Below are 22,169 nucleotides of genomic sequence, written 5' to 3'. Positions count from 1 at the left end.
ATAATCCAAATGAATAAATCTTAGATTTTAATTAAAAGGATTCCCTTTTTAGGGAAGTAAACATGACTGAAGGAAATTTTGTAGACTACGTAAAAATGCACGTGACATCCGGAAATGGAGGTAAAGGCTCTTCGCATTTACATCGTGAAAAATATATTGCTAAAGGCGGACCAGATGGAGGCGATGGTGGACGAGGTGGCCACGTAATTCTTCGTGGAAATTCTAACCTGTGGACACTGATTCACTTAAAGTTTAAACGTCATGTTAGAGCTGGCCATGGCGAACATGGTAGTTCAGGTAGAAGTACAGGAGCCGACGGTGAAGATATGTATGTTGATGTCCCTTTAGGAACTGTAGTTAGAGATTCTGAAACCAATGATATCCTCTTTGAAATTACAGAAGATGGCGAAGAAAAAATTGTGGTCGAAGGTGGTATGGGAGGACGAGGTAACTGGCATTTTAAAAGTTCAGTAAATCAAACGCCACGTTATGCACAGCCAGGTATTCCACATGAAGAAAGAGATATTACTTTAGAGCTTAAAGTTTTGGCAGATGTGGGATTGGTTGGTTTTCCTAATGCGGGAAAATCGACGTTATTATCTGTTTTGACGTCTGCAAAACCTAAAATTGCCGATTACGAATTTACCACGTTAAAACCGAATTTAGGCATTGTTGAATATCGCGATTTCCAATCGTTCGTTATGGCAGATATTCCCGGGATTATTGAAGGTGCAGCCGAAGGCAAAGGTTTAGGCTATTATTTTTTAAGGCATATAGAACGGAATTCAATCCTCTTATTTTTGATTCCGGCAGATGCAAAGGATATTGTTGAACAATACGAAATTTTAGAAGACGAGCTAAGACGTTACAACCCTGAAATGTTGGATAAAGAACGACTCGTTGTCGTTTCAAAATCCGATATGTTGGATGAAGAGTTAAAATCTGAAATATCCACAATTTTAGACAAAGATTTAAAAGCTGATTATATGTTTATTTCATCTGTGGCGCAACAAGGACTGACAGAATTGAAGGATAAACTTTGGAAGTTGTTGAATGATTAATCTTTCATCCTTAATATGAAAGCATACCTAAAAAACCTCGTGGAGCTCAACGATAATAAGCGAAGCAGACGATTTGCTTATTTTATTCAGTTTCTCATTGTTTTTTCGGTCATTACCTTTTCTATTGAAACTTTACCAGACTTGAAACCCAAAACAAGGGTGGTTTTAAATGCTATTGAAGCATTTTGTGTGTTCATTTTTACCTTTGAATATTTAGCCCGAATCTATGTGGCAGATCACAAACTGAAATTTATGTTTAGTTTTTTTGGTATCGTAGATTTTTTGGCAATTCTTCCTTTTTATTTAGCATTCGGTATTGATTTAAGATCTTTACGTTTACTTAGAATGTTCCGCTTATTTAGGTTATTCAAGTTAGTTCGTTATAATAAAGCGATGCGCCATTTTGCGAATGCTATGATGATGGCGAAGGAACAAATTATATTATTTATGATTATAACCATAATGCTCATTTACTTCACAGCAGTTGGCATTTATTATTTTGAAAACGAAGCACAACCAGAACATTTTTCTTCCATATTTTCTAGCCTTTGGTGGTCTATCGTTACGTTAACAACGGTTGGTTATGGCGATGTGTATCCGATTACGGTTGGAGGTCGTATATTTACTTTCTTTATGTTGTTGATAGGTTTGGGTGTTGTAGCCATTCCAACAGGTATTATTTCGTCATCTTTGACGAAGGCTGTAGAACCTAATGAGGAAGAGGAATAGTTAAAATACACTTTTAGGTTTCAATTTTTTTATACCTTTAAAATAAAAAGATGAAAAATTTAAAATTTCTAGTTGTCGCATTTTTGATGACTTCCTGCGGCACAATAGTCCACTACGATTACGAAAAGTCAACTGATTTTTCAACTTACAAAAGCTACAATTATTATGATGATATGAAAACGGGTTTAAGCCAATTGGATACCAAACGCTTAATCAGAACCATGGATTCCAAACTTAAAACTATAGGTTTAACAAAATCGGATACTCCAGATTTCTTCATTGATATTCAAAGTCGAGATATTCAAAATCGAAACAACAGCAATGTGGGTATTGGCGTAGGTGGAGGAGGAGGCCGAGGTTTTGGTGGTGTTTCTGTAGGTATTCCTGTTGGTCAGAACAGTCACACACGAGAAATCATTATTGATTTTGTTGATGATAGTAAAGGTGAGAAATTATTTTGGCAAGCTGTAGCTGAAAGTAGTTATAATGCTAATGCAACACCAGAAAAACGTGAAGCCCAATTTGTTAAAATCATTGAAAAGGTCTTTGCTGCCTATCCGCCGAAAAACACTAAGTAATTTTATAATTTTCATAACAGTTTAAAATGCCACTTTCAGTTCATGTTTTGTAAATTTGGTAGGAACCAAAAAAAAAGAACAATATGGATGATTTAAAAGGAAAAGTAGCATTGATAACTGGAGGTACTAAAGGCATTGGGTATGGTGTTGCAGAAGCGTTGCTTAGTCAGGGTCTAAAAGTGGTCATAACCAGTCGTGATTTAAATGCGGCCAATGAAGCAGCAAAATCACTAGCTTCCAAAACCAATACAACAGGCTCCGTGATTGGCGTAAAGGCTGATGTAAGACAGTTGAGTAGTCAGAAAGAAGCTGTAAACCAAGCCATAAGTACTTTTGGGAAATTGGACATTGTCATTGCCAATGCAGGTTTGGGACATTTTGCAAGTATTGAAGATCTGACCGAAGACCAGTGGAATGATGTTATTGATACCAATCTCACAGGAGTTTTTAATTCCATTAAAGCAAGTGTTGACGCACTCAAAATATCAAAAGGCTATTATATTACCATTTCGAGTTTAGCTGGCACCAACTTTTTCACAGGAGGTTCCGCCTACAATGCGAGTAAATTTGGGGTTACCGGTTTTACTCAAGCCGTGATGTTAGATTTAAGACAATACGGTGTAAAAGTGAGCACTATTATGCCTGGTTCCGTTTCCACCCATTTCAATGGCAACGAACCCAATGAAAAAGGCGCATGGAAGATTCAGATTGAAGATATTGGCGAATTGGTAATCGACCTTTTGAAAATGAATCCAAGAACCTTACCAAGTAAAATTGAAGTGCGACCAACGACGCCTCCGAGTAAGTAAGAAATTCCATGTCTAAAATTTTAAATTCTTGTAATAACTCTTTTCCCTGCCTAAGAGCTAGCTCTTTTTAGTGAAAAGTGTAAAGTAAGAAGTCTGAAATAGAAAAGTTCCATTTGACCTTTATTAGTCATTTTGGAACTTTTTGCTATAGCTTAAATATAAAGCAATGAGGATTTCAAAAGAAAAAATTTTAACCGAACCCACTTGGAATTTTAATTATTGGAATTTATGAAATAAGCGAAGCGACTTGAGTACAAACAAACTCCAAAAACCGTTCATCGTCCGCTGTAAAAGGATCAGGCGTATTGGAATCAATATCGATTTGCCCAATGTTTTCCTCATTCACAAAAATCGGAACCACAATTTCTGCCTTTACCGTAATGCTACAAGCAATATAGTTATCCTGAGCGGTCACATCGGGAACTACGAAATTTTGATTGCTAATAGCCACCTGTCCACAAATACCTTTTCCAAAAGGGATTATAGTATGGTCGGTTGGCTCACCAACGTATGGTCCTAGTTTCAATTCGTTTTTATCGCCATTTTTAAAATAAAAACCAACCCAATTGTAATACGCTATTGTCGTTTCGAGAGTTTCACAAATTTTGAGCAATCGTTCGTCAACAGTAAGATTATCATTCGAAATAATGGATTTTATTTTGGGTTTTAAGTCTTGAAATGTCATAAGTGTAAATAAGTTTTGGTAAAAGTATTTAAAATGCGCTATTTTGAATTACTGTTTTTATAAATTTAACACGAACTTAGTTTCCAGATGACTTGAGAGCACTTTTAGTAAAATACAAATCCGTAATTCGTTTTATAGTCACATTTCTGGTAGTATATGGAGTGATGACCACTGGTTATAACTTTTATTTGAATGGTTCTGATGGGTCTAAATTTTATCCAGATTACTTAACCAATTTAGTGGCCGAGCAAACCAAGGCGTTATTAAATGGTTTTGGTTATGAAACGAAGGTATTGCCACATCCCAATGAGCCTTCTATGAAAATCGTCATAAACGGAAAATATGTAGCTCGCGTAATTGAAGGCTGCAATGCCATAAGTATTATCATTTTATTTATTTCATTTATCGTCGCCTTTGCTGGTAGATGGAAGTCAACACTCTTTTACTGTCTTGCGGGCAGCATTCTTATTTATGCTTTTAATCTGATTAGAATCGTTATTCTTTCCGTTGGATTATACCATTACCCTTGGCGACAGGAAATTATGCATACCGTGATTTTCCCTATGCTCATTTATGGTGTGGTTTTTTTACTTTGGATGGTCTGGGTCAATCGGTTTTCTAAAACTATAAAGTCTAATGCCTAAATTAACCAGATACATATGCGTCGTTTTTATGTTTCTACTTTTGGTGGCGATTAGAGGTTTTGAAGATGAACTGTTCTACGATCCCTACCTTCAGTTTTTCGAAAACGATTATTTATACATGGATAGTCCAAGACGGGAAATAGCGAAGCTGGTTTTCAATACCACATTAAGGTTTGCTTTTAATTCCGCGATTTCCTTAGGCATATTATATCTTATTTTTAACGACAAGAATATCATAAAATTTTCTACCATTATCTATGTTACTGCTTATATTCTGTTGATTATTCCGTTTTTATATTTTGTAATCAATCCAACGCAGGAAGATTATTATATGTTTTTTAATGTGAGACGGTTTTTAATCCAGCCCATTGGATTAATATTGCTGTTGCCAGCTTTCTATTACTATAAACTGAATCGTTGAGATTTTTTTTAGACACGAATTCCACGAATTAGCACAAATTTTCAGAACCTATGTTTTTTTATTGTTGAATTTAGTACATAATAAAAGGGCCCTCAATTTTTGTTTCGTCAGGGACTTTATATAGGTAAAACCTGCAATGCTTGTGTTAAAGTGTGCCTTTCGGTTCACCATAAGCAATTACAATTTAAAAAAAATAGGTTAATCAGGATAAGATATTTTTTTAATGTTCTTACGCTTATGGGCTCATTTTTAAAGTGCTAACCCTAAATTAAAATAAACTTAATTTATCAATTAGTGTGTAATAGTGAAATTAGTGTTTTGACATTTTTAACGGATTTTTGGTGTTAATAGTTTATCAATTCCTCCGCAACAAATCAGGAATTTCGTAACTTTGCATCGTGAAAATTTCAAACACACATAAAATCTTTTCCATCGCACTATCATTTTTGGTATTGTTTTCAACATTGTCATTAACGATTGAGAAGCATTTTTGTGGCGATACGTTGATAGATGTGGCTATATTTTCTGAAAGTGAAAAGTGTTCCGATGATATTTCTTATAGCGACAATGATAGTATCATGGAAAAGAGCTGTTGTAAAGATGAGATTGATGTCATTGAAGGCTTGTCTAACGTGACCCTTAATTCGTTTGAAGACTTAGATCTTATTCAGCAATATCTATTATTTGCTTACAGTTATTCCTATATTAACCTTTTTGAGGACTTATCGAACTCGATTGTTCCGCATAAGGATTATTCTCCACCAATACTCATCAAGGATCTTCAGGTTTTAGATGAAACTTACCTTATTTGATTTTATTTGAAATTCTATGATTTTAAGCATCGCAATTTTTGATGCCAATTATTAATATTTCAAATTTAAATTTAAAATGACACACACCTATAGAGTTTCAGGTATGACTTGTAACGGTTGTAAAGCTTCAGTTGAAGAATCACTTTCAGCATTACCAAATGTTGATATTGTTTCTGTTGATTTAGAAAGCAAAACAGCCACTATAAAAATGAAAACCCATGTTGAAGTGGACACCCTTCAAGATGTATTATCCGATAAATATAAAATTTCAGAACAAAAGGAGACCAACGTATTTAATTCGGTTTCTACTGAAACTAATGAAAAAAAGAGCGAGCTAAAACAACTGTTTCCGTTGTTTCTAATCTTTGGTTATATCATTATAGCTTCCATTTTATTAAATTATAGGCCTTGGGATTCCTCTAGCTTTATGCTCGATTTTATGGGCTTGTTTTACATTGTTTTTAGTTTTTTCAAATTATTGGACTTAAAAGGCTTTCCAGAAAGTTTTAGAATGTACGATCCTTTGGCAAAGGCAGTTCCAGCTTATGGTTGGATCTATCCTTTTATTGAGCTAACCTTGGGCTTAATGTTTTTAATGCGCTTTCAAATTAATATCGCGCTAATTGTAACACTTATAGTTTTAGGGATTACAACTGTTGGAGTAACCAAAGCATTGTTTAGTAAAACAACCATTCAATGTGCATGTTTGGGTACCGCCTTAAAATTACCAATGACCAAAGCGACTTTTATTGAAAATTCCATTATGCTTGTAATGGCCTTCATAATGTTATCTAAAACCATTGCGGCATGAGAAAGTTCATAATCTTAATAGTACTTTGCCCTATATATCTATTCTCGCAAGACCAATTAAAAGGAATTGTTTTAGAAGCGAGTAGTGCTAAAGAAATGCCTTTGCCTGGGGCAAATGTGTATTGGTCAGGATCTTCAGTTGGAGCCATCACAGCAGATGATGGCACATTTTCGCTACCTTATAAATTCTCATATAATGAATTGGTAATTAGTTATGTGGGTTTTAAAACGGATACGATTACGGTTAACGAAAACAAGTATATAAAACATGTACTTGAGGCTTCGGATGAACTAGATGCTGTGGTGGTAAAATCGAGAAATCAAGCCACTTCAAAATCATATTTAAAAGCGACCAACACCCTTTTTGTGAGTAGTGACGAACTGTTAAAGGCGGCTTGTTGCAACCTTTCCGAAAGTTTTGAAACTAACCCGTCTATCGATGTGAATTTCGCAGATGCGGTTTCTGGAACACGTCAGATAAAAATGTTGGGTTTAAACTCACCTTATATATTAATTGCGACTGAGAATATTCCGGCAATTCGTGGTGCTTCACAGGCATATGGATTGAGTTTTATTCCTGGAACTTGGGTAGAAAGTATTCAAATTACCAAAGGCACGGGAAGTGTGGTCAATGGTTTTGAAAGTATTGCTGGCCAAATCAATGCTGAATTGGTAAAACCTTCCACAGACAATCGCTTATTCGTAAATCTATATGGAGCATCAAGTGAACGTTTGGAGTTGAATACGCACCTAAATACAAAAGTTTCCGATAAGTGGAGTACAGGTTTGTATTTGCATGGCAACACGCATCAGCAAAAACATGATGTCAATGACGACGGATTTTTAGATATGCCATTATACAATCAAATCAACGTTATGAACCGTTGGCAATATACCAATCCTGAAAAAGGGGTGGTTAGTTTTATTAATTTTAGATATCTCAATGACGAAAAACAAGCAGGACAAGTCAATTTTGATCCAGAAAGAGATAGAGCAACTACTAATTTTTGGGGAAGTGAAATCAATACAGAACGTTTCGAAGTGACCACTAAACTCGGTTACGTAAATCCTGAAATCCCCTACCAAAGTATTGGTTTTCAGACCGCGTTTAGCCATCATAAACAAGATTCGTATTTCGGTTTGAACCTGTACGATATTCAACATAATAGTTTTTATTCCAACTTGGTGTATAACACGATTATTTCAGATTCTCGGCATAAAGTAAAAACAGGATTGAGTTTTACCTACGATCATTATGATGAGTTGGTAAATACAGATACCTACGAACGTACCGAAAATTCAGTCGGAGGATTTTTTGAATATGCTTATGATAATTTAGATAAACTGACCATGACAGCTGGTGTGCGCGTCGATCAGCATAACAGACTTGGATTTTTTGTAACGCCACGTTTACACGTGCGTTATACGCCTTGGGGGAAATCGGCGTGGCGATTTTCTGTCGGTCGCGGGAAACGAAGTGCCAATATTTTTGCAGAAAACCAAAATATGTTTGCGAGTTCTAGACAAATCAATATTTTGAATTCAGGTGGAAAAATTTATGGTTTAGATCCTGAAATTGCATGGAATTATGGAATTAGTTATTTACAAGGCTTCAATTTATTCGAGAGAAAAGCAGATATCACTTTTGATTTTTATAGAACCGATTTTAAAAATCAAGTAGTTGTCGATTGGGAAAATCCTTATGAAATTAATTTTTATAATTTGGAAGGCGATAGTTATGCCAATAGCTTTCAGTTTGAATTTAATTATAATGTTTTTGAGCATTTTGATATTAGAACTGCTTATAAATATTACGATATTAAAACGGATTATAATTCTGGCAAATTGGAAAAGCCGTTAATTCCAAAACATCGGTTGTTTGCCAATGCCTCTTATGAAACAAATCAAAAAGAAAATGGTGCTCAATGGAAATTTGATGCGACTTATAATTGGTTGGATTCGCAGCGTTTTCCGAGTACGGATTTAAGTCCTGTAGAATTTCAGCTAGATGATTATTCGCCAACCGTTGGAACATTGAATTTACAAGTCACGAAAGTATTTTCTCCTAAATTTGAAGTATATTTAGGTGGAGAAAACGTGACCAACGTAAGACAAGGCAATCCAATTGTAAGTGCGGAAAACCCATTTGGTTCAAATTTTGATAGTAATTTTGTCTACGGCCCCATTTTTGGAAGTATGTATTACGCAGGATTACGATATAAACTGAAATAATAGTTGTAACGTCATTGCGAGGAAGAATGACGAATCAATCCTTATAATTGAAAAAAAATCAATAAAACTGTAACACTGAGCGCCTGTCTTACGAACAGGCAGGCAGTCGAAGTGTCTTAATAAAAAACAATAAAATATGAAACGTATAATTATAATATTAACCGTATTGCTAACGACAGCAACATTCGCCCAAAACAAAAATGCAAAAGCAAGTATCGAAGTTGATGGTGTTTGCGGTATGTGCAAAGAGCGCATAGAAAAAGCAGCCATTAGAACCAAAGGCGTAAAATCTGCGGTTTGGAATGTGGATACGCATGAGCTTAAACTCATTTTTGATGAGCGTAAAACGGACCTGACCACCATTTCTAAAAAGATAGCCTCAGTTGGTCACGATACCAAAGAAATCAAAGCCACAGAAGAACAATATAACTCCATGCATCCTTGTTGCAAGTATCGTGATGAAGAGGTTCAGAACGATCACAAAAAGGAAAAAGGACAAAGGAAATAAGTTTTGAAGCCTGAATTTAGATTCAGGCTTTTTTATACGCTTAGTTGTCATTCTGAATTTTATTCAGAATCTTATTTAATTGATTTGACTTTCTAAATATTTTAACCAAACTTCTTTATTAGTGCTAAATTTGATTCAGGAATGACTTATGTAAATCATAGAAACTGATTTGTATCATTAAAGACAACAGAGTCAACTCACTTACTCCAAAACCTCCAAAATACTATCACAACTCTTAATCCCAAGTTCAGTAGCTTCTTTCTTAATGATAAAAGAACCACGTATGGATTGCATAATGTTTTTGAGAAGTTTTTCATCTTTAAAAGGGGATTTACCTTCACGAATTAAATCATAATCAGTATTATAAATAAAATAGTTTCCTAAATAGTCTTTGTTGATAGTTTCTTGTCTTTCGTAAGCCTTTGCTATAGCTTTATATTTCGCGTAGTGTTTTTCAATAGCTTTTTTGAGTTCAAAATTATCGATGAGTTTTAAATCTCCAGAATTCACTAAAGCTTGATATGTAAAATCTTTTGGAGTAAAACTAGTGAGTCTGGCAACCGTGTATACACCACGTAATTTAGTTTGTTTTTGTGGGTCGTTAGAACCTAACACGGGAATGAGACTTGCGCTTATTGCAATCTTTTCGTTGATTTGTTCGAGATTAGTTTCCAGTTGTTTTTTGTCTTCATTAATATCTTGTTCCAAATTAGCTAGGTATTGTTTTTTTTGAACAGCATTTTTCGAATTGTCAGCGCATTTATTCATACTAAAGGCAATCGAGATACCAACAATAACTATAAGTATTTCACCAAAGGCGTATATGAGTTTCTTTTTCATTAGTTTGGTTAATTGACTAAAGCTAAGAAAATTATTGTAATAAAAGTCAGGCTCAAAAGATTTAGTCTTACAGGTAAATTAAACGATTGAATATTTTAGTTAAATTTTAGCCAATGAAAGTATCTTAAACCTATATTATAATCTACTTTTAATATGTTCTTTTTAATACATATAAAATTATGGGACAGACAAAGTCAAAAAGTGCGTCTAAAGCGGCTAAACCAGCAGCGAAAAAGACGCCACAGGCTTCTCCAAAGAAGAAGTAATTTGTGGCAGGTTTATCTAAATAAACCACTTTTTTATAGTTTTAATTAATAAGAAAAAATTTTGGTTTGTCATGGAAAACAACCCTAATCCTGATAGTTGTCGACACTCGAGGGGCGTATTCTATATAGAAAGTATTATAATTTTAAAAAGCGAAAGCCTCTGATTCTCATCAAAGGCTTTTCAATTTTAAAATAATTTTTCTCACTAATATTATCCATAACAGTGAGTTAATTGCCTGTCCGTGCTACGGACTACATCATTCCTGGCATTCCACCGCCACCCATTGGCATGGCTGGAGCATCCTCTTTAATATCAACTAAAGCACATTCAGTTGTTAAGATCATACCAGCTACCGAAGCGGCATTTTCTAATGCGATACGTGTTACTTTCTTAGGGTCGATAATACCAGCTTTTAGCATATCTACATAAGTTTCAGTTTTGGCATCATAACCGAAGTCTTTTTTACCTTCCAGTACTTTGTTAATCACCACTGAGCCTTCGCCTCCTGCATTTTCTACGATAGTTCTTAATGGAGATTCAATCGCTTTATTCACAATTTGTACACCAGTAGTCTCATCAAGGTTTTCGGTAGTCAATTTTTCTAAAACCTTTTTAGCTCTTACAAAAGCAACGCCTCCACCAGCAACAATTCCTTCCTCTACTGCAGCTCTAGTTGCATGTAAAGCATCATCAACACGGTCCTTCTTTTCTTTCATTTCTACTTCAGAAGCAGCACCAACATAAAGTACAGCAACACCTCCAGCTAATTTTGCCAAACGCTCTTGAAGTTTTTCTTTGTCATAATCAGAAGTAGTCGTTTCTATCTGAGCTTTAATTTGGTTCACTCTAGCCTTAATGTCTGAAGCTTTTCCGGCACCATTTACAATGGTTGTGTTGTCTTTGTCAATTGTTACCGTTTCGGCAGTTCCTAACATAGATAGATCAGCATTCTCAAGAGAGAACCCTCTTTCTTCAGAAATAACAACACCACCTGTTAAAATAGCGATGTCTTCTAACATAGCTTTACGTCTGTCTCCAAATCCAGGTGCTTTTACAGCCGCAATTTTAAGGCCTCCTCGTAATTTGTTCACTACTAAAGTTGCTAAAGCTTGTCCTTCTACATCTTCAGCGATGATTAATAACGGACGACCGGATTGTGCAACTGGTTCTAAAATCGGAAGAATCTCCTGTAAGTTAGAAATTTTCTTATCGAACAATAAAATATATGGATTTTCTAAATCAGCAATCATTTTATCAGAATCGGTAACGAAATAAGGTGACAAATAACCTCTATCAAACTGCATACCTTCCACCACGTCAACATACGTTTCCATGCCTTTAGCTTCTTCAACAGTAATCACGCCTTCTTTACCAACTTTGCCGAATGCTTGAGCGATTAATTCGCCAATTGTATCATCGTTATTTGCTGAAATTGCAGCTACTTGTTTAATCTGATCAGAATCGCTTCCTACTTTTTTAGATTGTTTGTCTAAATCTTTTACAATTGCTTCAACAGCCTTGTCAATACCACGTTTTAAATCCATAGGATTTGCACCAGCAGCTACGTTTTTTAAGCCTTCTTTTACGATTGCCTGTGCTAAAACTGTAGCGGTTGTTGTACCGTCACCAGCTAAATCGTTAGTTTTGGAAGCGACTTCTTTTACCATTTGCGCTCCCATATTTTCAAGCTCGTTTTCAAGCTCAATTTCTTTTGCTACAGAGACACCATCTTTAGTGACTTGAGGTGCACCAAATGATTTTCCTATAATGACATTACGACCTTTTGGTCCCAATGTTACTTTTACTGCGTTTGCTAAAGCATCAACACCACGTTTAAGGCCGTCGCGTGCTTCAATATCGAATTTTATATCTTTTGCCATTGTTAAATTTTAATTTTAGTATTCCCGTGAAAACGGGAATCTGTTTGTTAATATTTTTTTCAATTGCATTTCGACTACACTCAATGAGACAGTTGAAATACAAGTTTTAATTTTGATTGATAGTTCCTTCCCTCTGCGAAGGCAGCAATCTATTTTATTTAAGTTTGAAATGTTTTGGTCAGATTCATGAGATTCCTGCGAAAGCAGGAATTGGATTAAATAATCGCCAGAATATCGCTCTCACGCATCATCAGATAATCTTTACCCTCTAGTTTAAGTTCAGTTCCACCGTATTTTCCATAAAGTACGGTGTCACCAACTTTTACAGTAATAGGTTCGTCTTTAGTACCTTTTCCTGCGGCAACTACCGTTCCTCTTTGTGGTTTTTCTTTTGCATTATCTGGAATGATAATACCAGATGCAGTTTTAGTTTCAGCTTCCTTTGGTTCTACAAGAACACGGTCTGCTAATGGTTTAATGTTTAAGCCCATTTGTTATATGTTTTTTAGTTGTTTAATTAAATTACGCTTTAGCGTAGTTCGAAAATTATGCCAAGTCAGAAAGTCTGACAAAGTTTCAGACAAAATCATTTATAGTCAGCCCTTGGTCTGTCGAAACAGATGACGTGCGAGTGTATTTAGGTACTCAGAAATATCGAAACAAGTCCAGCACCTGTAAATTAAAGGACTCTGAAATATTGAAACAGGTTCAGTACAGGTAAAATGAGAGTAAATAAAAAAGCCAACTTAAAAAGCTGGCTTAATGTCTTTTGAAAAATATCAATTTGATATTATTCAGATGTACCGTCCGTTGTTGCAGAATCGTCAGTTGCTGGCGCTACTGGAGCTGGCATTTCAGTTGGTTCGTCAGTATCCAATGCTTTTGAATCAATGCTTCCACCAGAACTAATGGTTAAGTTGGATGCTAAGATTAAAACGATCAATGCTGTTGCTAAAAACCAAGTACTCCTATCTAAAAAGTCTCCTGTTTTCTTAACGCCACCCATTTGTTGTGTACCACCACCACCAAAAGATGATGATAATCCTCCACCTTTAGGATTTTGAACCATAACAACTACGACTAGTAAAAAGGCAACGATTACGATTAGTATCAAAAATATTGTAAATGCACTCATTATTATATTGTATTATTAGCTTTTAATTCTTTGACCAATTTTATTTGGTGTGCAAAGAAACTACTTTTTTCTGGATATTTCAAACTTAAAATTTTGTAAGATTGAATTGCTTTATCATAGTTTTTTTGTTCCAAATAAATTCGCGCCAAAGTTTCGGTCATTAAACTGTCAGAAATTCCATCATCATTATTTACCAGCTTTGGTTTAGGAGCATTATTGGATATAGGTTTGATTTTTGGATTTTCACTTATAAATTTATCTATAATATCGAGTTTGCTTTGGAATGGGCTAGTAGTTTCACTTTCTGAAATTTCAGGTTTCGATTCTGTTTGAACTCTATTTTCGATTTCAGATTCAACTTCGAATTCAGCCTCATCGCGCACAATAGGTTTAAAACTTGTGATCTTTAACCATTCTGTAAATGAGTGGTTTTCTGTTTTATCAAACTCTAGAGGTTCGCCAATTTTTAATTGTTTTTCGGCGGTAATGTTTTTAACATCAACAGCTATAATTGAATCTTCTATTTTTGGATCTCGAAGTTCTAATTTTGGTTTTGGCATTGGTTTTACCTCAAACAAACCTGGATCTAAAACACCTTCAGTGGCTTTAATATGCTCTTTTAAAGCGTCGTCTATGGTCACACTTTTGTTAACGGAAATATCGTCAACCTCATTGACTTCAATAGATTTTATATGTTCTATATTTTGCTTTATCTGTTCAGATATTTCATTTTGATTAAACACATCTGATGTGATATAATCAAACAACACACTGCGATCTGCCGTATGTGCCGCTGTAATTTTTAAAGCATTATTATATTTGTAGCTTTCCTTTTGTTTTAGTCCTTTAAGATATAAAGCTCTCAACGATTGAAAATAAGGATATTCCTTAATCGCAGAAGATAGTACTTCGGTTTGCGAAGCTGTAACGGCTTCTGGATGCTCTAACAAATATGTGAGTTCTTGCAGTTGCATAATTTACCAATCGGCTAGTGTAGCGTTCAGAATATCTTGTGTGAGTCGCTCTAAAATTTCTTCAAACGCCGTATCTTTTATAGTCCCATTAAGTTGGGCGTTTGCAGGATAATCATAAAAAAATGAAAAGCGTTGTTCCATATCCTTTTCTTCATCTTTAGTATTGATATAGCGCACATTGACACTCATGGTTAACCTGTTTTCAGCGGCTGTATTTTCTGCCGTTGCAGTCATTGGGGAAATACGATATTCTACGATTTCACCTTCATAAATTACTTCGCCTCCTGAGTTGACCAATTGTGCACTGGTTTGGTTGACTATACGGTCTTGAAGTGCGTTGGTGAATAAACGATCCAATCCTGGTTCTACCAAATCTGCATTATTCTCAAAGAAATTGACTTGAAACGTATCTGGTGTTTCAGTGATGCCTGTAAACGAATAATTCACTTTACAAGCAAAACTTGAAATGCAAATAAAGCCAATTAAGATGTATTTAAAAGTTTTCAATTAATAGGAATTTGGTTTTTTCATGGTTATGAAAGCATAAATGTAGCCTGCATTATCAGCAACGTCAAAATCTACATTTATTAGGCGGTAACCTTTATAGTGTTTTTCGTTTATCATTTCCTCAGCTTCTTGTCTTATAGCTTCAGAACTGTTTCTGGTAAACGACTTTCTTATCATAAATATTTCTACAGCCTTCATCAGTTGTTGCTATAATGTTTTATTGAGGCTTTAATTTAATTAAAACCTTCAAATTTGAATTTTGTTATACGTACAATCCTAATCTTATCTTAAAGATCGAATTGTTTGATTTTTCTATATAAGGTACGTTCACTGATACCAAGTTCGGCAGCTGCTAATTTACGTTTTCCGTTGTGCCGTTCCAGCGATTTTTTAATCAACTCTAGTTCTTTATCATGTAAAGATAGGGTTTCCTCTTCTTCTATTTCTTCAGCAAAATGATATTTATCATCTGCATCTGATCTCTCAGATTCATTTTTTTCTGAATGTTCGGGTATCGATAAAACTTCAAGATCTTCTACAGCTGCTTCAAATTCTTCGTCCTTATCGTCACCGTAGATTTTTTGGATTAAATTCTCGTTATCTTTTTGAACATCAGAAACATTTCCGGTTTCCATGAGCTTCATAGTCAATTTTTTCAGGTCGTTCAGATCACTTTTCATGTCAAATAAAACCTTATATAAAATCTCTCGCTCGCTACTAAAATCACTTTCAGATTTAGAACTGTTGACCACTGCAGGCAAATTACTGCCAGTGTTTGGTAGGTAATTTTGAAGCGCTGCACCGCTTATGGTTCTATTCTGTTCTAAAACAGAAAGTTGTTCTGCCACATTTCGTAACTGACGAATATTACCGTTCCATCTGAATTTTACGAGTAAGTTAACCGCATCGTCCGTTAACTTAACCGTTGGCATTTTATATTTTAAAGCAAAATCACTCGCAAATTTTCTAAACAATAAATGGATGTCTTCTTTGCGCTCTCTGAGTGGAGGCAAATGAATTTCAATAGTGCTCAATCTATAATATAAATCTTCCCTGAATTTTTCTTTTTTAATGGCTTCAAACATATTGACATTTGTAGCGGCTACAATCCGAACATCTGTTTTTTGCACCTTACTGGAACCGACCTTAATAAATTCGCCATTCTCCAAAACACGCAGTAAACGTACTTGAGTGGTTAAAGGTAGTTCGCCAACTTCATCTAAAAAAATAGTTCCACCATCTGCGACTTCAAAATAGCCGGAACGCGTGGAAGTTGCCCCTGTAAATGCCCCTTTTTCATGGCCGAATAATTCACTGTCAATCGTGCCTTCTGGTATGGCACCACAGTTGACGGCAATATATTTGTTATGTTTTCTGTGAGATAATTGATGTATGATTTTTGGAATGCTCTCTTTACCAACACCACTTTCTCCAGTAACTAAGACTGAAATATCAGTAGGAGCAACCTGTATCGCCTTTTCTATAGAGCGATTAAGTTTTGGGTCGTTTCCTATAATCCCGAAACGTTGTTTTATGGCTTGAATAGATTCCATAGTAATTTCCCTTTTAATGGGACAATCTTTTTAAGTTAATACCTTAATTATTTTTTGAATAGCCAACGGCTTTTCCAATGAGCGTTGCACTTGTACAATCCGTAATATGAACATCCACAAAATCCCCAACTTTATAATCTTCTTTTGGAAAAACAGCAACGGTGTTGTCCGAAGTTCTTCCTGACCAATCTAAATCAGATTTTTTAGAGGCTTTTTCTATTAATACTTCTACTGTTTTGTTTAAATGTTGGTGTGTTTTTATGGCACTGTATTTTCTTTCTATCGCTATTATTTCACTTAAACGACGTTTTTTCGTTGCTTCGGGTACATCATCTTCCATTTTCCTTCCAGCTAAGGTTCCAGGGCGTTCAGAATAGGTAAACATATAACCGAAGTTGTATTTTACATATTCCATTAAACTCAAAGTGTCTTGGTGGTCTTCTTCAGTTTCGGTTGGAAAACCAGCGATTAAATCGACACTAATTGAACACTCTGGAATAATCCGTTTAATATTGTCGACAAGCTCAAAATATTCTTCGCGTGTATGGAGACGGTTCATTTCTTTAAGAATACGATCACTTCCACTTTGTACAGGTAAATGAATGTGTTTACAGATATTATCGTACTTCGCCATAGTTTCAATAACATCCATTGTGAAATCTTGCGGATTGGATGTTGAAAACCGAATACGCATTTTTGGTTGTGCTTTGGCACATAATTCTAAAAGTTTGGCAAAATTAACGGCAGTTGCTTTTTGGAATTCTGAAGCATTGTTGAAATCTTTCTTTAATCCACCACCATACCATAAATAACTATCAACATTCTGTCCTAAAAGGGTAATTTCTTTAAACCCTTTAGACCATAGATCGTTTACTTCTTCAATAATACTTTGCGGATCTCTACTGCGTTCTCGACCTCTTGTAAAAGGAACCACGCAAAATGTGCACATATTATCACAACCACGAGTTATGGATACAAAGGCTGTAACGCCATTAGTATTAAGACGAACAGGGGAAATATCTCCGTAAGTTTCTTCTTTAGAAAGGATAACATTGATGGCATCTCTTCCTTCATCAACTTCTGCAAGAAGGTTTGGTAAATCTTTGTAGGCATCGGGTCCTACAACTAAATCTACAATTTTTTCTTCTTCGAGAAATTTAGTTTTTAAACGTTCTGCCATACAACCCAAGACACCCACTTTCATTTTTGGATTCGTCTTTTTTACGGCATTATATTGTTGCAGACGTTTTCTTACGGTCTGCTCTGCTTTGTCTCTAATAGAACAAGTGTTAACTAAAACTAGGTCAGCTTCTTCAAGGGTCTGCGTTGTATTAAAACCTTGTTCGGAAAGTATGGAAGCTACGATTTCACTGTCGCTGAAATTCATAGCGCAGCCATAACTTTCTATAAAAAGTTTGCGTTGGTTGCCCTCTCTTTTATCTAAGACCAAAGTTTCCCCTTGTTTATTTTCGTCTATAATTTTTTCCATAACATTTCCCACAAATGCGGGAATTTCATAATTGTATAGAAAGTTAGCTTTCTATAATAATTCGTAATTTTCAATAAGGATGCAAAGATACTATTATTTTAGAGACTGTGACAAAGTGGCAGTTATAATTTCGTTAAGATTTTGTGTTCAAAATATGTCGATAGCATTGAAATTGAAAAAGAATTTTCTATTTACAGCGGGTTTTTACTTGAATATTTCTAAAAAATAGATTTAATTTGATAGATACTAACCAACCAAATTAATTAAAAATGGACATTACAGAAATACAAAATCGAATTCAGAATGCGAAAGATCTAGACTTTGGAACAATTTTTAATCAATCCATAGAATTGTTCAAGAAAGTATGGGTACAAGGACTGGTAACATTACTGCTCAACATGGTATTGGCGATACCATTTATTATGATTATTTACATACCTCTTATTTTTACTGGTTTTATGGATCTCAATTCAGGATCTTATGATCCATACGAACCTTATGTCCAGTCAGATGTTAGTCCTGTTTTCTTTATCGTAATGGCTGTGGTCTATATTTTTATGATTGTAGCAATGAGCACAATTGGACTTGGTCTTAAAGCCGCTTTTTATAGAATTTGTAAGTTGAAGGATTTAGAGCAAATGGGTAAGGAAGATTATTTTTATTTCTTTAAAAAGCCGTATTTAGGTAAGACAGTTAAGTTAGGACTTGCATATTCAGGTATTTCCGTTTTGGCAACTTTGTTGTGTGTTTTGCCTATAATCTATGCTGTAGTTCCATTATCATTTATGGTGGTTGTATATGCGTTTAATCCAGATTTGTCAATTTCGGAAATCATTAAATTGTCTTTTGATTTAGGTAATAAGAAATGGCTCATTTCATTTGGATTGCTGTTTGTTTCAGGATTATTAGCTGGAATAGTTGGTATGTTAATGTGTTTTGTTGGTATTTATGTTACGGCTTCATTTAGTTATTTGCCTCCATATTTTATTTATAAGGAAATCATTGGTTTCGATGAGGAAAGCGATCAAATGGACCGATTAGAAAAATTATCTGCAATTTAGTGCAACCTTTTTGAGATTTTTTCATCTATTAAGTAAATAGTAATTTTATGAAACTCAAAAAAAATTTAATGCTGTCATTCTTGTGTATAATTTTAATGAATACACAATGCAGTGACGACGATGTTACGATATTAACCGACTGTTCGGAAGTAATAATTGATAATAATGCTTATGAAACAGCCGAATCGGATTATTATAGTGTGGTAAATATTGTTTTCAACGGAGATTGCCTCACCTTAGACCTATCAGCAAGCGGATGTGATGGAAATACATGGGAATTTACCTTAATTGATTCTGGAAATATAGCAGAATCCATGCCTCCACAGCGTTATTTGAAACTGTCGCTTTTTAATAATGAAGCTTGTTTAGCGGTGTTTTCCAGGGAAGAATCTTTTGATTTGACACCACTTAGAGTTGACGGTACAAATGAGGTTTTGTTGAATATTGAGGGATTTGAAGAACCTATACTATATGCATATTAATTAGACTTATAAATTTTTATAAACAGTAGAAGCCTTACAATTCGTAGGGCTTTTTCCATTATATATAGTGAATAAATCACGATAAAACGCGTCGTATTTACGACCAAATTAGGATTGTATCTTAATTTTCATATACATTTGTAAACGCAAAAAATTAAGAATGTCGAAGAATCTAGTAATTGTTGAGTCACCTGCAAAGGCTAAAACCATTGAGAAATTTTTAGGAAAGGATTATAAGGTGGAGTCCAGTTTTGGGCACATTGCCGATCTGCCATCTAAGGAATTAGGTGTAGATGTTGAGGGAGATTTTGAGCCAAAGTATCAAGTGTCGAAAGATAAGAAAGATGTCGTTAAAAAGCTGAGGGATTTAGCAAAGAAGGCAGACATTGTTTGGTTGGCGAGTGATGAAGATCGAGAAGGAGAAGCGATAGCTTGGCATTTAGCCGAGACATTAAAATTAGATAAGAATAAAACAAAGCGTATTGTATTCCACGAGATTACAAAATCTGCCATAAACAAAGCGATCGAAAACCCAAGAAGTATCGATTATAATTTGGTAGATGCACAACAAGCAAGACGTGTTCTAGACCGTATTGTGGGTTATGAATTGTCTCCTGTTTTATGGCGAAAAGTAAAAGGTGGTCTATCTGCTGGGCGTGTACAATCCGTTTCCGTGCGTTTAATTGTTGAGCGCGAACGCCATGTACACGCATTTGAAGCAACGGCGTCTTACAGAGTTGATGCAGAATTTACTAATGAAGATGGAAATTCATTCAAAGCGAAACTGCCAAAGAATTTTGATTCTGAAAAAGAAGCGTTAAAATTTCTAAACGATAATATTGGCGCATCTTACGAAGTTTCGGACTTACAGAAAAAACCGGCAAAAAAATCGCCTGCTGCACCATTTACCACATCAACACTTCAACAAGAAGCGTCACGTAAACTAGGGTTTTCAGTGAGCAGAACCATGACCAATGCGCAGCGTTTGTATGAGGCTGGTCTTATTACTTATATGAGAACAGATAGCGTCAACTTATCTGATGAGGCTAAAAAAGGTGCAGAGAATGAAATTATTTCTGCTTATGGTTCAAAATTTAGTAATCCAAAGAATTATAAAGGAAAATCGAAAGGTGCTCAGGAAGCTCACGAAGCGATAAGACCTACAGATTTTTCAAATCATACAGTGAACGCGGAACGTGACCAAGCTAGGTTATACGATTTAATATGGAAACGTGCCATTGCGTCTCAAATGAGTGATGCCAAATTAGAACGTACCAATCTTAAAATTCAGATTAATTCTAAAAATAAGATTAGTGAGCAATTTACAGCCAATGGTGAAATCATCACTTTTGAAGGTTTTCTTAAGGTTTATTTAGAAGGAACTGATGATGAAGATGCAGAACAGGAAGGAATTTTACCAGATTTGAAAATAGGTGAAGCACTTCAGAATAAGTACATCACGGCAACCGAGCGTTTTACGCGTCCACCAGCAAGATTTACGGAAGCGTCTTTGGTGAAGCAGTTAGAAGAATTAGGTATTGGTCGTCCGTCAACGTATGCACCAACAATTTCTACGATTCAGAATCGGAATTATGTGGAAAAAGGCACACATGAAGGAGACGAAAGAAAATATAAGCAACTCGTTTTTGATGATCAGAAGATAAAGGATAATACACTTTCTGAACAAACAGGTTCAAATAAAGGAAAATTAGTACCTACAGATATAGGGATGATTGTTACTGATTTTTTGGTCAATCATTTTGAAAGTATTTTAGATTACAACTTTACAGCTAAAGTAGAGGATAAGTTCGATGATATTGCTGAAGGCAAGGAAGATTGGCGAGAAATGATGAAAGATTTCTATAAAGGGTTTCATCCGCAGGTCGAAGATGTTCAAGAGAATGCAGAACGCGAATCTGGAGAGCGAGTTTTGGGCACAGATCCAAAATCGGGTCGCCAAGTGAGTGTGCGTCTAGGGAAATTTGGACCAATGGTACAAGTAGGAACCATGGAAGATGAAGAGAAGCCAAAGTTTGCCAGCTTGTCTCCAGACCAACAGCTTAATTCCATTACTTATGAAGAAGCGATGGATTTATTTAAACTTCCAAAAGCTTTAGGGCATTACAAAGATGAAGAGGTAGAAGTTAATAATGGACGTTTTGGACCCTATGTACGATTTGGTAAAAAGTTTGTCTCACTTCCGAAGGGTGTGGATCCCTTAAGTGTAGAGATGGATGAAGCATTAGTATATATTAAGGAGAAGGAAAAAGCAGATGCTCCTATATATATGTATAAAGATTTAGAAGTTACAAAAGGAAAAGGGCGTTTTGGACCATTTATTAAATGGAACAATATGTTTATAAACGTTAATAAAAAGTACGATTGGGATAATTTGTCTGAAGAAGACATTGTTACTTTGATCGAAGAGAAGATTCAGAAGGAAATTGACAAAGTTATCCATAATTGGGAGGACGAAGGCGTAAGAGTAGAGAAGGCAAGATGGGGAAGGCACAATATTATCAAAGGCAAACAAAAAGTGGAGTTAGCCAAAACAGTAGATGTTAGTAAAATGACCTTGGAAAAAGCACTCGACTTGCTCGAAAAAAATGCGCCTAAGAAAAAGGCAACAAAAAAGAAAGCCACTAAGAAAAAAACGACGGCCAAAAAGAAAACTACAACTAAAAAGAAATAG

The 22,169-nt window shown here is 35.2% G+C and carries 23 protein-coding genes; 13 read left to right on the top strand and 10 right to left on the bottom strand.

The window, feature by feature from the left end; all coding sequences use genetic code 11:
* Positions 1 to 62: 62 nt before the first annotated feature.
* From obgE to HM990_RS14710, 4 genes are all read left to right on the top strand, one after another.
* Positions 63 to 1,061, top strand: a complete 999-nt coding sequence (obgE, locus tag HM990_RS14725; RefSeq protein WP_178989798.1) for a GTPase ObgE — start codon at positions 63 to 65, stop codon at positions 1,059 to 1,061.
* Positions 1,062 to 1,076: 15 nt separating this feature from the next.
* Entirely contained in the window at positions 1,077 to 1,790 is a 714-nt protein-coding gene (locus HM990_RS14720; protein ID WP_178989796.1) for an ion transporter, read from the top strand.
* Positions 1,791 to 1,840: 50 nt separating this feature from the next.
* A complete protein-coding gene (locus HM990_RS14715) occupies positions 1,841 to 2,368 on the top strand; it encodes a DUF4136 domain-containing protein (protein ID WP_178989794.1) in 528 nt (175 codons plus the stop codon).
* Positions 2,369 to 2,451: 83 nt separating this feature from the next.
* Entirely contained in the window at positions 2,452 to 3,177 is a 726-nt protein-coding gene (locus HM990_RS14710; RefSeq protein WP_178989792.1) for an SDR family oxidoreductase, read from the top strand.
* A gap of 226 nt (positions 3,178 to 3,403) precedes the next feature.
* On the opposite strand, the gene HM990_RS14705 is transcribed toward HM990_RS14710, so the two are convergent.
* The gene (locus HM990_RS14705) at positions 3,404 to 3,862 is read right to left on the bottom strand and encodes a GAF domain-containing protein (RefSeq protein ID WP_178989790.1); all 459 of its coding nucleotides are present in this window, start codon (positions 3,860 to 3,862) and stop codon (positions 3,404 to 3,406) included.
* A 92-nt stretch (positions 3,863 to 3,954) separates the two neighbouring features.
* Between HM990_RS14705 and xrtF the strand changes: the two genes are divergently transcribed.
* The 6 genes from xrtF to HM990_RS14675 all read left to right on the top strand — a co-directional run bounded on the left by xrtF (position 3,955) and on the right by HM990_RS14675 (position 9,289).
* Positions 3,955 to 4,506 (top strand): exosortase family protein XrtF, encoded by a 552-nt coding sequence (gene xrtF, locus HM990_RS14700; RefSeq protein ID WP_178989788.1) that lies wholly within the window; start codon positions 3,955 to 3,957, stop codon positions 4,504 to 4,506.
* On the top strand, positions 4,499 to 4,927 hold the full coding sequence (locus tag HM990_RS14695) for an exosortase F system-associated membrane protein (protein WP_178989786.1): 429 nt from the start codon (positions 4,499 to 4,501) through the stop codon (positions 4,925 to 4,927). Before xrtF ends, HM990_RS14695 begins: the two co-directional genes overlap by 8 nt.
* A gap of 398 nt (positions 4,928 to 5,325) precedes the next feature.
* The gene (locus HM990_RS14690) at positions 5,326 to 5,739 is read left to right on the top strand and encodes an HYC_CC_PP family protein (RefSeq protein ID WP_178989784.1); all 414 of its coding nucleotides are present in this window, start codon (positions 5,326 to 5,328) and stop codon (positions 5,737 to 5,739) included.
* Positions 5,740 to 5,815: 76 nt separating this feature from the next.
* Complete coding sequence (locus tag HM990_RS14685; protein WP_178989782.1) at positions 5,816 to 6,550, top strand: heavy-metal-associated domain-containing protein; 735 nt, start codon at positions 5,816 to 5,818, stop codon at positions 6,548 to 6,550.
* The gene (locus HM990_RS14680; protein WP_178989780.1) at positions 6,547 to 8,781 is read left to right on the top strand and encodes a TonB-dependent receptor; all 2,235 of its coding nucleotides are present in this window, start codon (positions 6,547 to 6,549) and stop codon (positions 8,779 to 8,781) included. Before HM990_RS14685 ends, HM990_RS14680 begins: the two co-directional genes overlap by 4 nt.
* A gap of 136 nt (positions 8,782 to 8,917) precedes the next feature.
* Positions 8,918 to 9,289: a heavy-metal-associated domain-containing protein gene (locus tag HM990_RS14675; RefSeq protein WP_178989778.1), complete on the top strand. Its 372-nt coding sequence runs from the start codon at positions 8,918 to 8,920 to the stop codon at positions 9,287 to 9,289.
* 201 nt (positions 9,290 to 9,490) lie between these two features.
* On the opposite strand, the gene HM990_RS14670 is transcribed toward HM990_RS14675, so the two are convergent.
* From HM990_RS14670 to miaB, 9 genes are all read right to left on the bottom strand, one after another.
* Positions 9,491 to 10,129, bottom strand: a complete 639-nt coding sequence (locus HM990_RS14670; RefSeq protein WP_178989776.1) for a DUF6090 family protein — start codon at positions 10,127 to 10,129, stop codon at positions 9,491 to 9,493.
* Positions 10,130 to 10,647: 518 nt separating this feature from the next.
* A complete protein-coding gene (groL, locus tag HM990_RS14665) occupies positions 10,648 to 12,276 on the bottom strand; it encodes a chaperonin GroEL (protein WP_178989774.1) in 1,629 nt (542 codons plus the stop codon).
* Between the two features lie 215 nt (positions 12,277 to 12,491).
* Positions 12,492 to 12,767, bottom strand: a complete 276-nt coding sequence (locus HM990_RS14660) for a co-chaperone GroES (RefSeq protein WP_178989772.1) — start codon at positions 12,765 to 12,767, stop codon at positions 12,492 to 12,494.
* Between the two features lie 299 nt (positions 12,768 to 13,066).
* Entirely contained in the window at positions 13,067 to 13,411 is a 345-nt protein-coding gene (gene secG, locus HM990_RS14655; protein ID WP_178989771.1) for a preprotein translocase subunit SecG, read from the bottom strand.
* 2 nt (positions 13,412 to 13,413) lie between these two features.
* Entirely contained in the window at positions 13,414 to 14,385 is a 972-nt protein-coding gene (locus HM990_RS14650) for a hypothetical protein (RefSeq protein WP_178989769.1), read from the bottom strand.
* A gap of 3 nt (positions 14,386 to 14,388) precedes the next feature.
* On the bottom strand, positions 14,389 to 14,892 hold the full coding sequence (locus HM990_RS14645) for an LptE family protein (RefSeq protein ID WP_178989767.1): 504 nt from the start codon (positions 14,890 to 14,892) through the stop codon (positions 14,389 to 14,391).
* Positions 14,893 to 15,090, bottom strand: a complete 198-nt coding sequence (locus tag HM990_RS14640) for a hypothetical protein (RefSeq protein WP_178989765.1) — start codon at positions 15,088 to 15,090, stop codon at positions 14,893 to 14,895. It abuts the gene before it with no gap.
* 89 nt (positions 15,091 to 15,179) lie between these two features.
* Positions 15,180 to 16,445, bottom strand: a complete 1,266-nt coding sequence (locus tag HM990_RS14635; protein WP_178989763.1) for a sigma-54 interaction domain-containing protein — start codon at positions 16,443 to 16,445, stop codon at positions 15,180 to 15,182.
* Between the two features lie 43 nt (positions 16,446 to 16,488).
* Entirely contained in the window at positions 16,489 to 17,934 is a 1,446-nt protein-coding gene (gene miaB, locus HM990_RS14630; protein ID WP_178989761.1) for a tRNA (N6-isopentenyl adenosine(37)-C2)-methylthiotransferase MiaB, read from the bottom strand.
* Between the two features lie 269 nt (positions 17,935 to 18,203).
* Here miaB and HM990_RS14625 point away from each other — a divergent pair, with 269 nt between their 5' ends.
* From HM990_RS14625 to topA, 3 genes are all read left to right on the top strand, one after another.
* Complete coding sequence (locus HM990_RS14625) at positions 18,204 to 18,995, top strand: hypothetical protein (RefSeq protein WP_178989759.1); 792 nt, start codon at positions 18,204 to 18,206, stop codon at positions 18,993 to 18,995.
* A 47-nt stretch (positions 18,996 to 19,042) separates the two neighbouring features.
* The gene (locus HM990_RS14620) at positions 19,043 to 19,477 is read left to right on the top strand and encodes a hypothetical protein (protein ID WP_178989757.1); all 435 of its coding nucleotides are present in this window, start codon (positions 19,043 to 19,045) and stop codon (positions 19,475 to 19,477) included.
* Between the two features lie 160 nt (positions 19,478 to 19,637).
* Positions 19,638 to 22,169 carry a type I DNA topoisomerase gene (gene topA / locus HM990_RS14615; protein WP_178989755.1) on the top strand — a complete coding sequence of 844 codons (2,532 nt, stop codon included), beginning with the start codon at positions 19,638 to 19,640 and terminating at the stop codon, positions 22,167 to 22,169.

The sequence above is a fragment of the Winogradskyella schleiferi genome (assembly GCF_013394655.1).
In the GTDB taxonomy this organism is placed as follows: domain Bacteria; phylum Bacteroidota; class Bacteroidia; order Flavobacteriales; family Flavobacteriaceae; genus Winogradskyella; species Winogradskyella schleiferi.
Note: the sequence above shows the minus strand (reverse complement) of the source record. Positions and strands in the feature narration are given on the sequence as shown.

Coding starts and splice junctions, on each gene's coding strand:
- obgE (WP_178989798.1), top strand. CDS start 63: ATGACTGAAGGAAATTTTGTAGACTACGTAAAAATGCACGTGACATCC.
- HM990_RS14720 (WP_178989796.1), top strand. CDS start 1,077: ATGAAAGCATACCTAAAAAACCTCGTGGAGCTCAACGATAATAAGCGA.
- HM990_RS14715 (WP_178989794.1), top strand. CDS start 1,841: ATGAAAAATTTAAAATTTCTAGTTGTCGCATTTTTGATGACTTCCTGC.
- HM990_RS14710 (WP_178989792.1), top strand. CDS start 2,452: ATGGATGATTTAAAAGGAAAAGTAGCATTGATAACTGGAGGTACTAAA.
- HM990_RS14705 (WP_178989790.1), bottom strand. CDS start 3,862: ATGACATTTCAAGACTTAAAACCCAAAATAAAATCCATTATTTCGAAT.
- HM990_RS14695 (WP_178989786.1), top strand. CDS start 4,499: ATGCCTAAATTAACCAGATACATATGCGTCGTTTTTATGTTTCTACTT.
- HM990_RS14685 (WP_178989782.1), top strand. CDS start 5,816: ATGACACACACCTATAGAGTTTCAGGTATGACTTGTAACGGTTGTAAA.
- HM990_RS14680 (WP_178989780.1), top strand. CDS start 6,547: ATGAGAAAGTTCATAATCTTAATAGTACTTTGCCCTATATATCTATTC.
- HM990_RS14675 (WP_178989778.1), top strand. CDS start 8,918: ATGAAACGTATAATTATAATATTAACCGTATTGCTAACGACAGCAACA.
- HM990_RS14670 (WP_178989776.1), bottom strand. CDS start 10,129: ATGAAAAAGAAACTCATATACGCCTTTGGTGAAATACTTATAGTTATT.
- groL (WP_178989774.1), bottom strand. CDS start 12,276: ATGGCAAAAGATATAAAATTCGATATTGAAGCACGCGACGGCCTTAAA.
- HM990_RS14660 (WP_178989772.1), bottom strand. CDS start 12,767: ATGGGCTTAAACATTAAACCATTAGCAGACCGTGTTCTTGTAGAACCA.
- secG (WP_178989771.1), bottom strand. CDS start 13,411: ATGAGTGCATTTACAATATTTTTGATACTAATCGTAATCGTTGCCTTT.
- HM990_RS14650 (WP_178989769.1), bottom strand. CDS start 14,385: ATGCAACTGCAAGAACTCACATATTTGTTAGAGCATCCAGAAGCCGTT.
- HM990_RS14640 (WP_178989765.1), bottom strand. CDS start 15,090: ATGAAGGCTGTAGAAATATTTATGATAAGAAAGTCGTTTACCAGAAAC.
- HM990_RS14635 (WP_178989763.1), bottom strand. CDS start 16,445: ATGGAATCTATTCAAGCCATAAAACAACGTTTCGGGATTATAGGAAAC.
- miaB (WP_178989761.1), bottom strand. CDS start 17,934: ATGGAAAAAATTATAGACGAAAATAAACAAGGGGAAACTTTGGTCTTA.
- HM990_RS14625 (WP_178989759.1), top strand. CDS start 18,204: ATGGACATTACAGAAATACAAAATCGAATTCAGAATGCGAAAGATCTA.
- HM990_RS14620 (WP_178989757.1), top strand. CDS start 19,043: ATGAAACTCAAAAAAAATTTAATGCTGTCATTCTTGTGTATAATTTTA.
- topA (WP_178989755.1), top strand. CDS start 19,638: ATGTCGAAGAATCTAGTAATTGTTGAGTCACCTGCAAAGGCTAAAACC.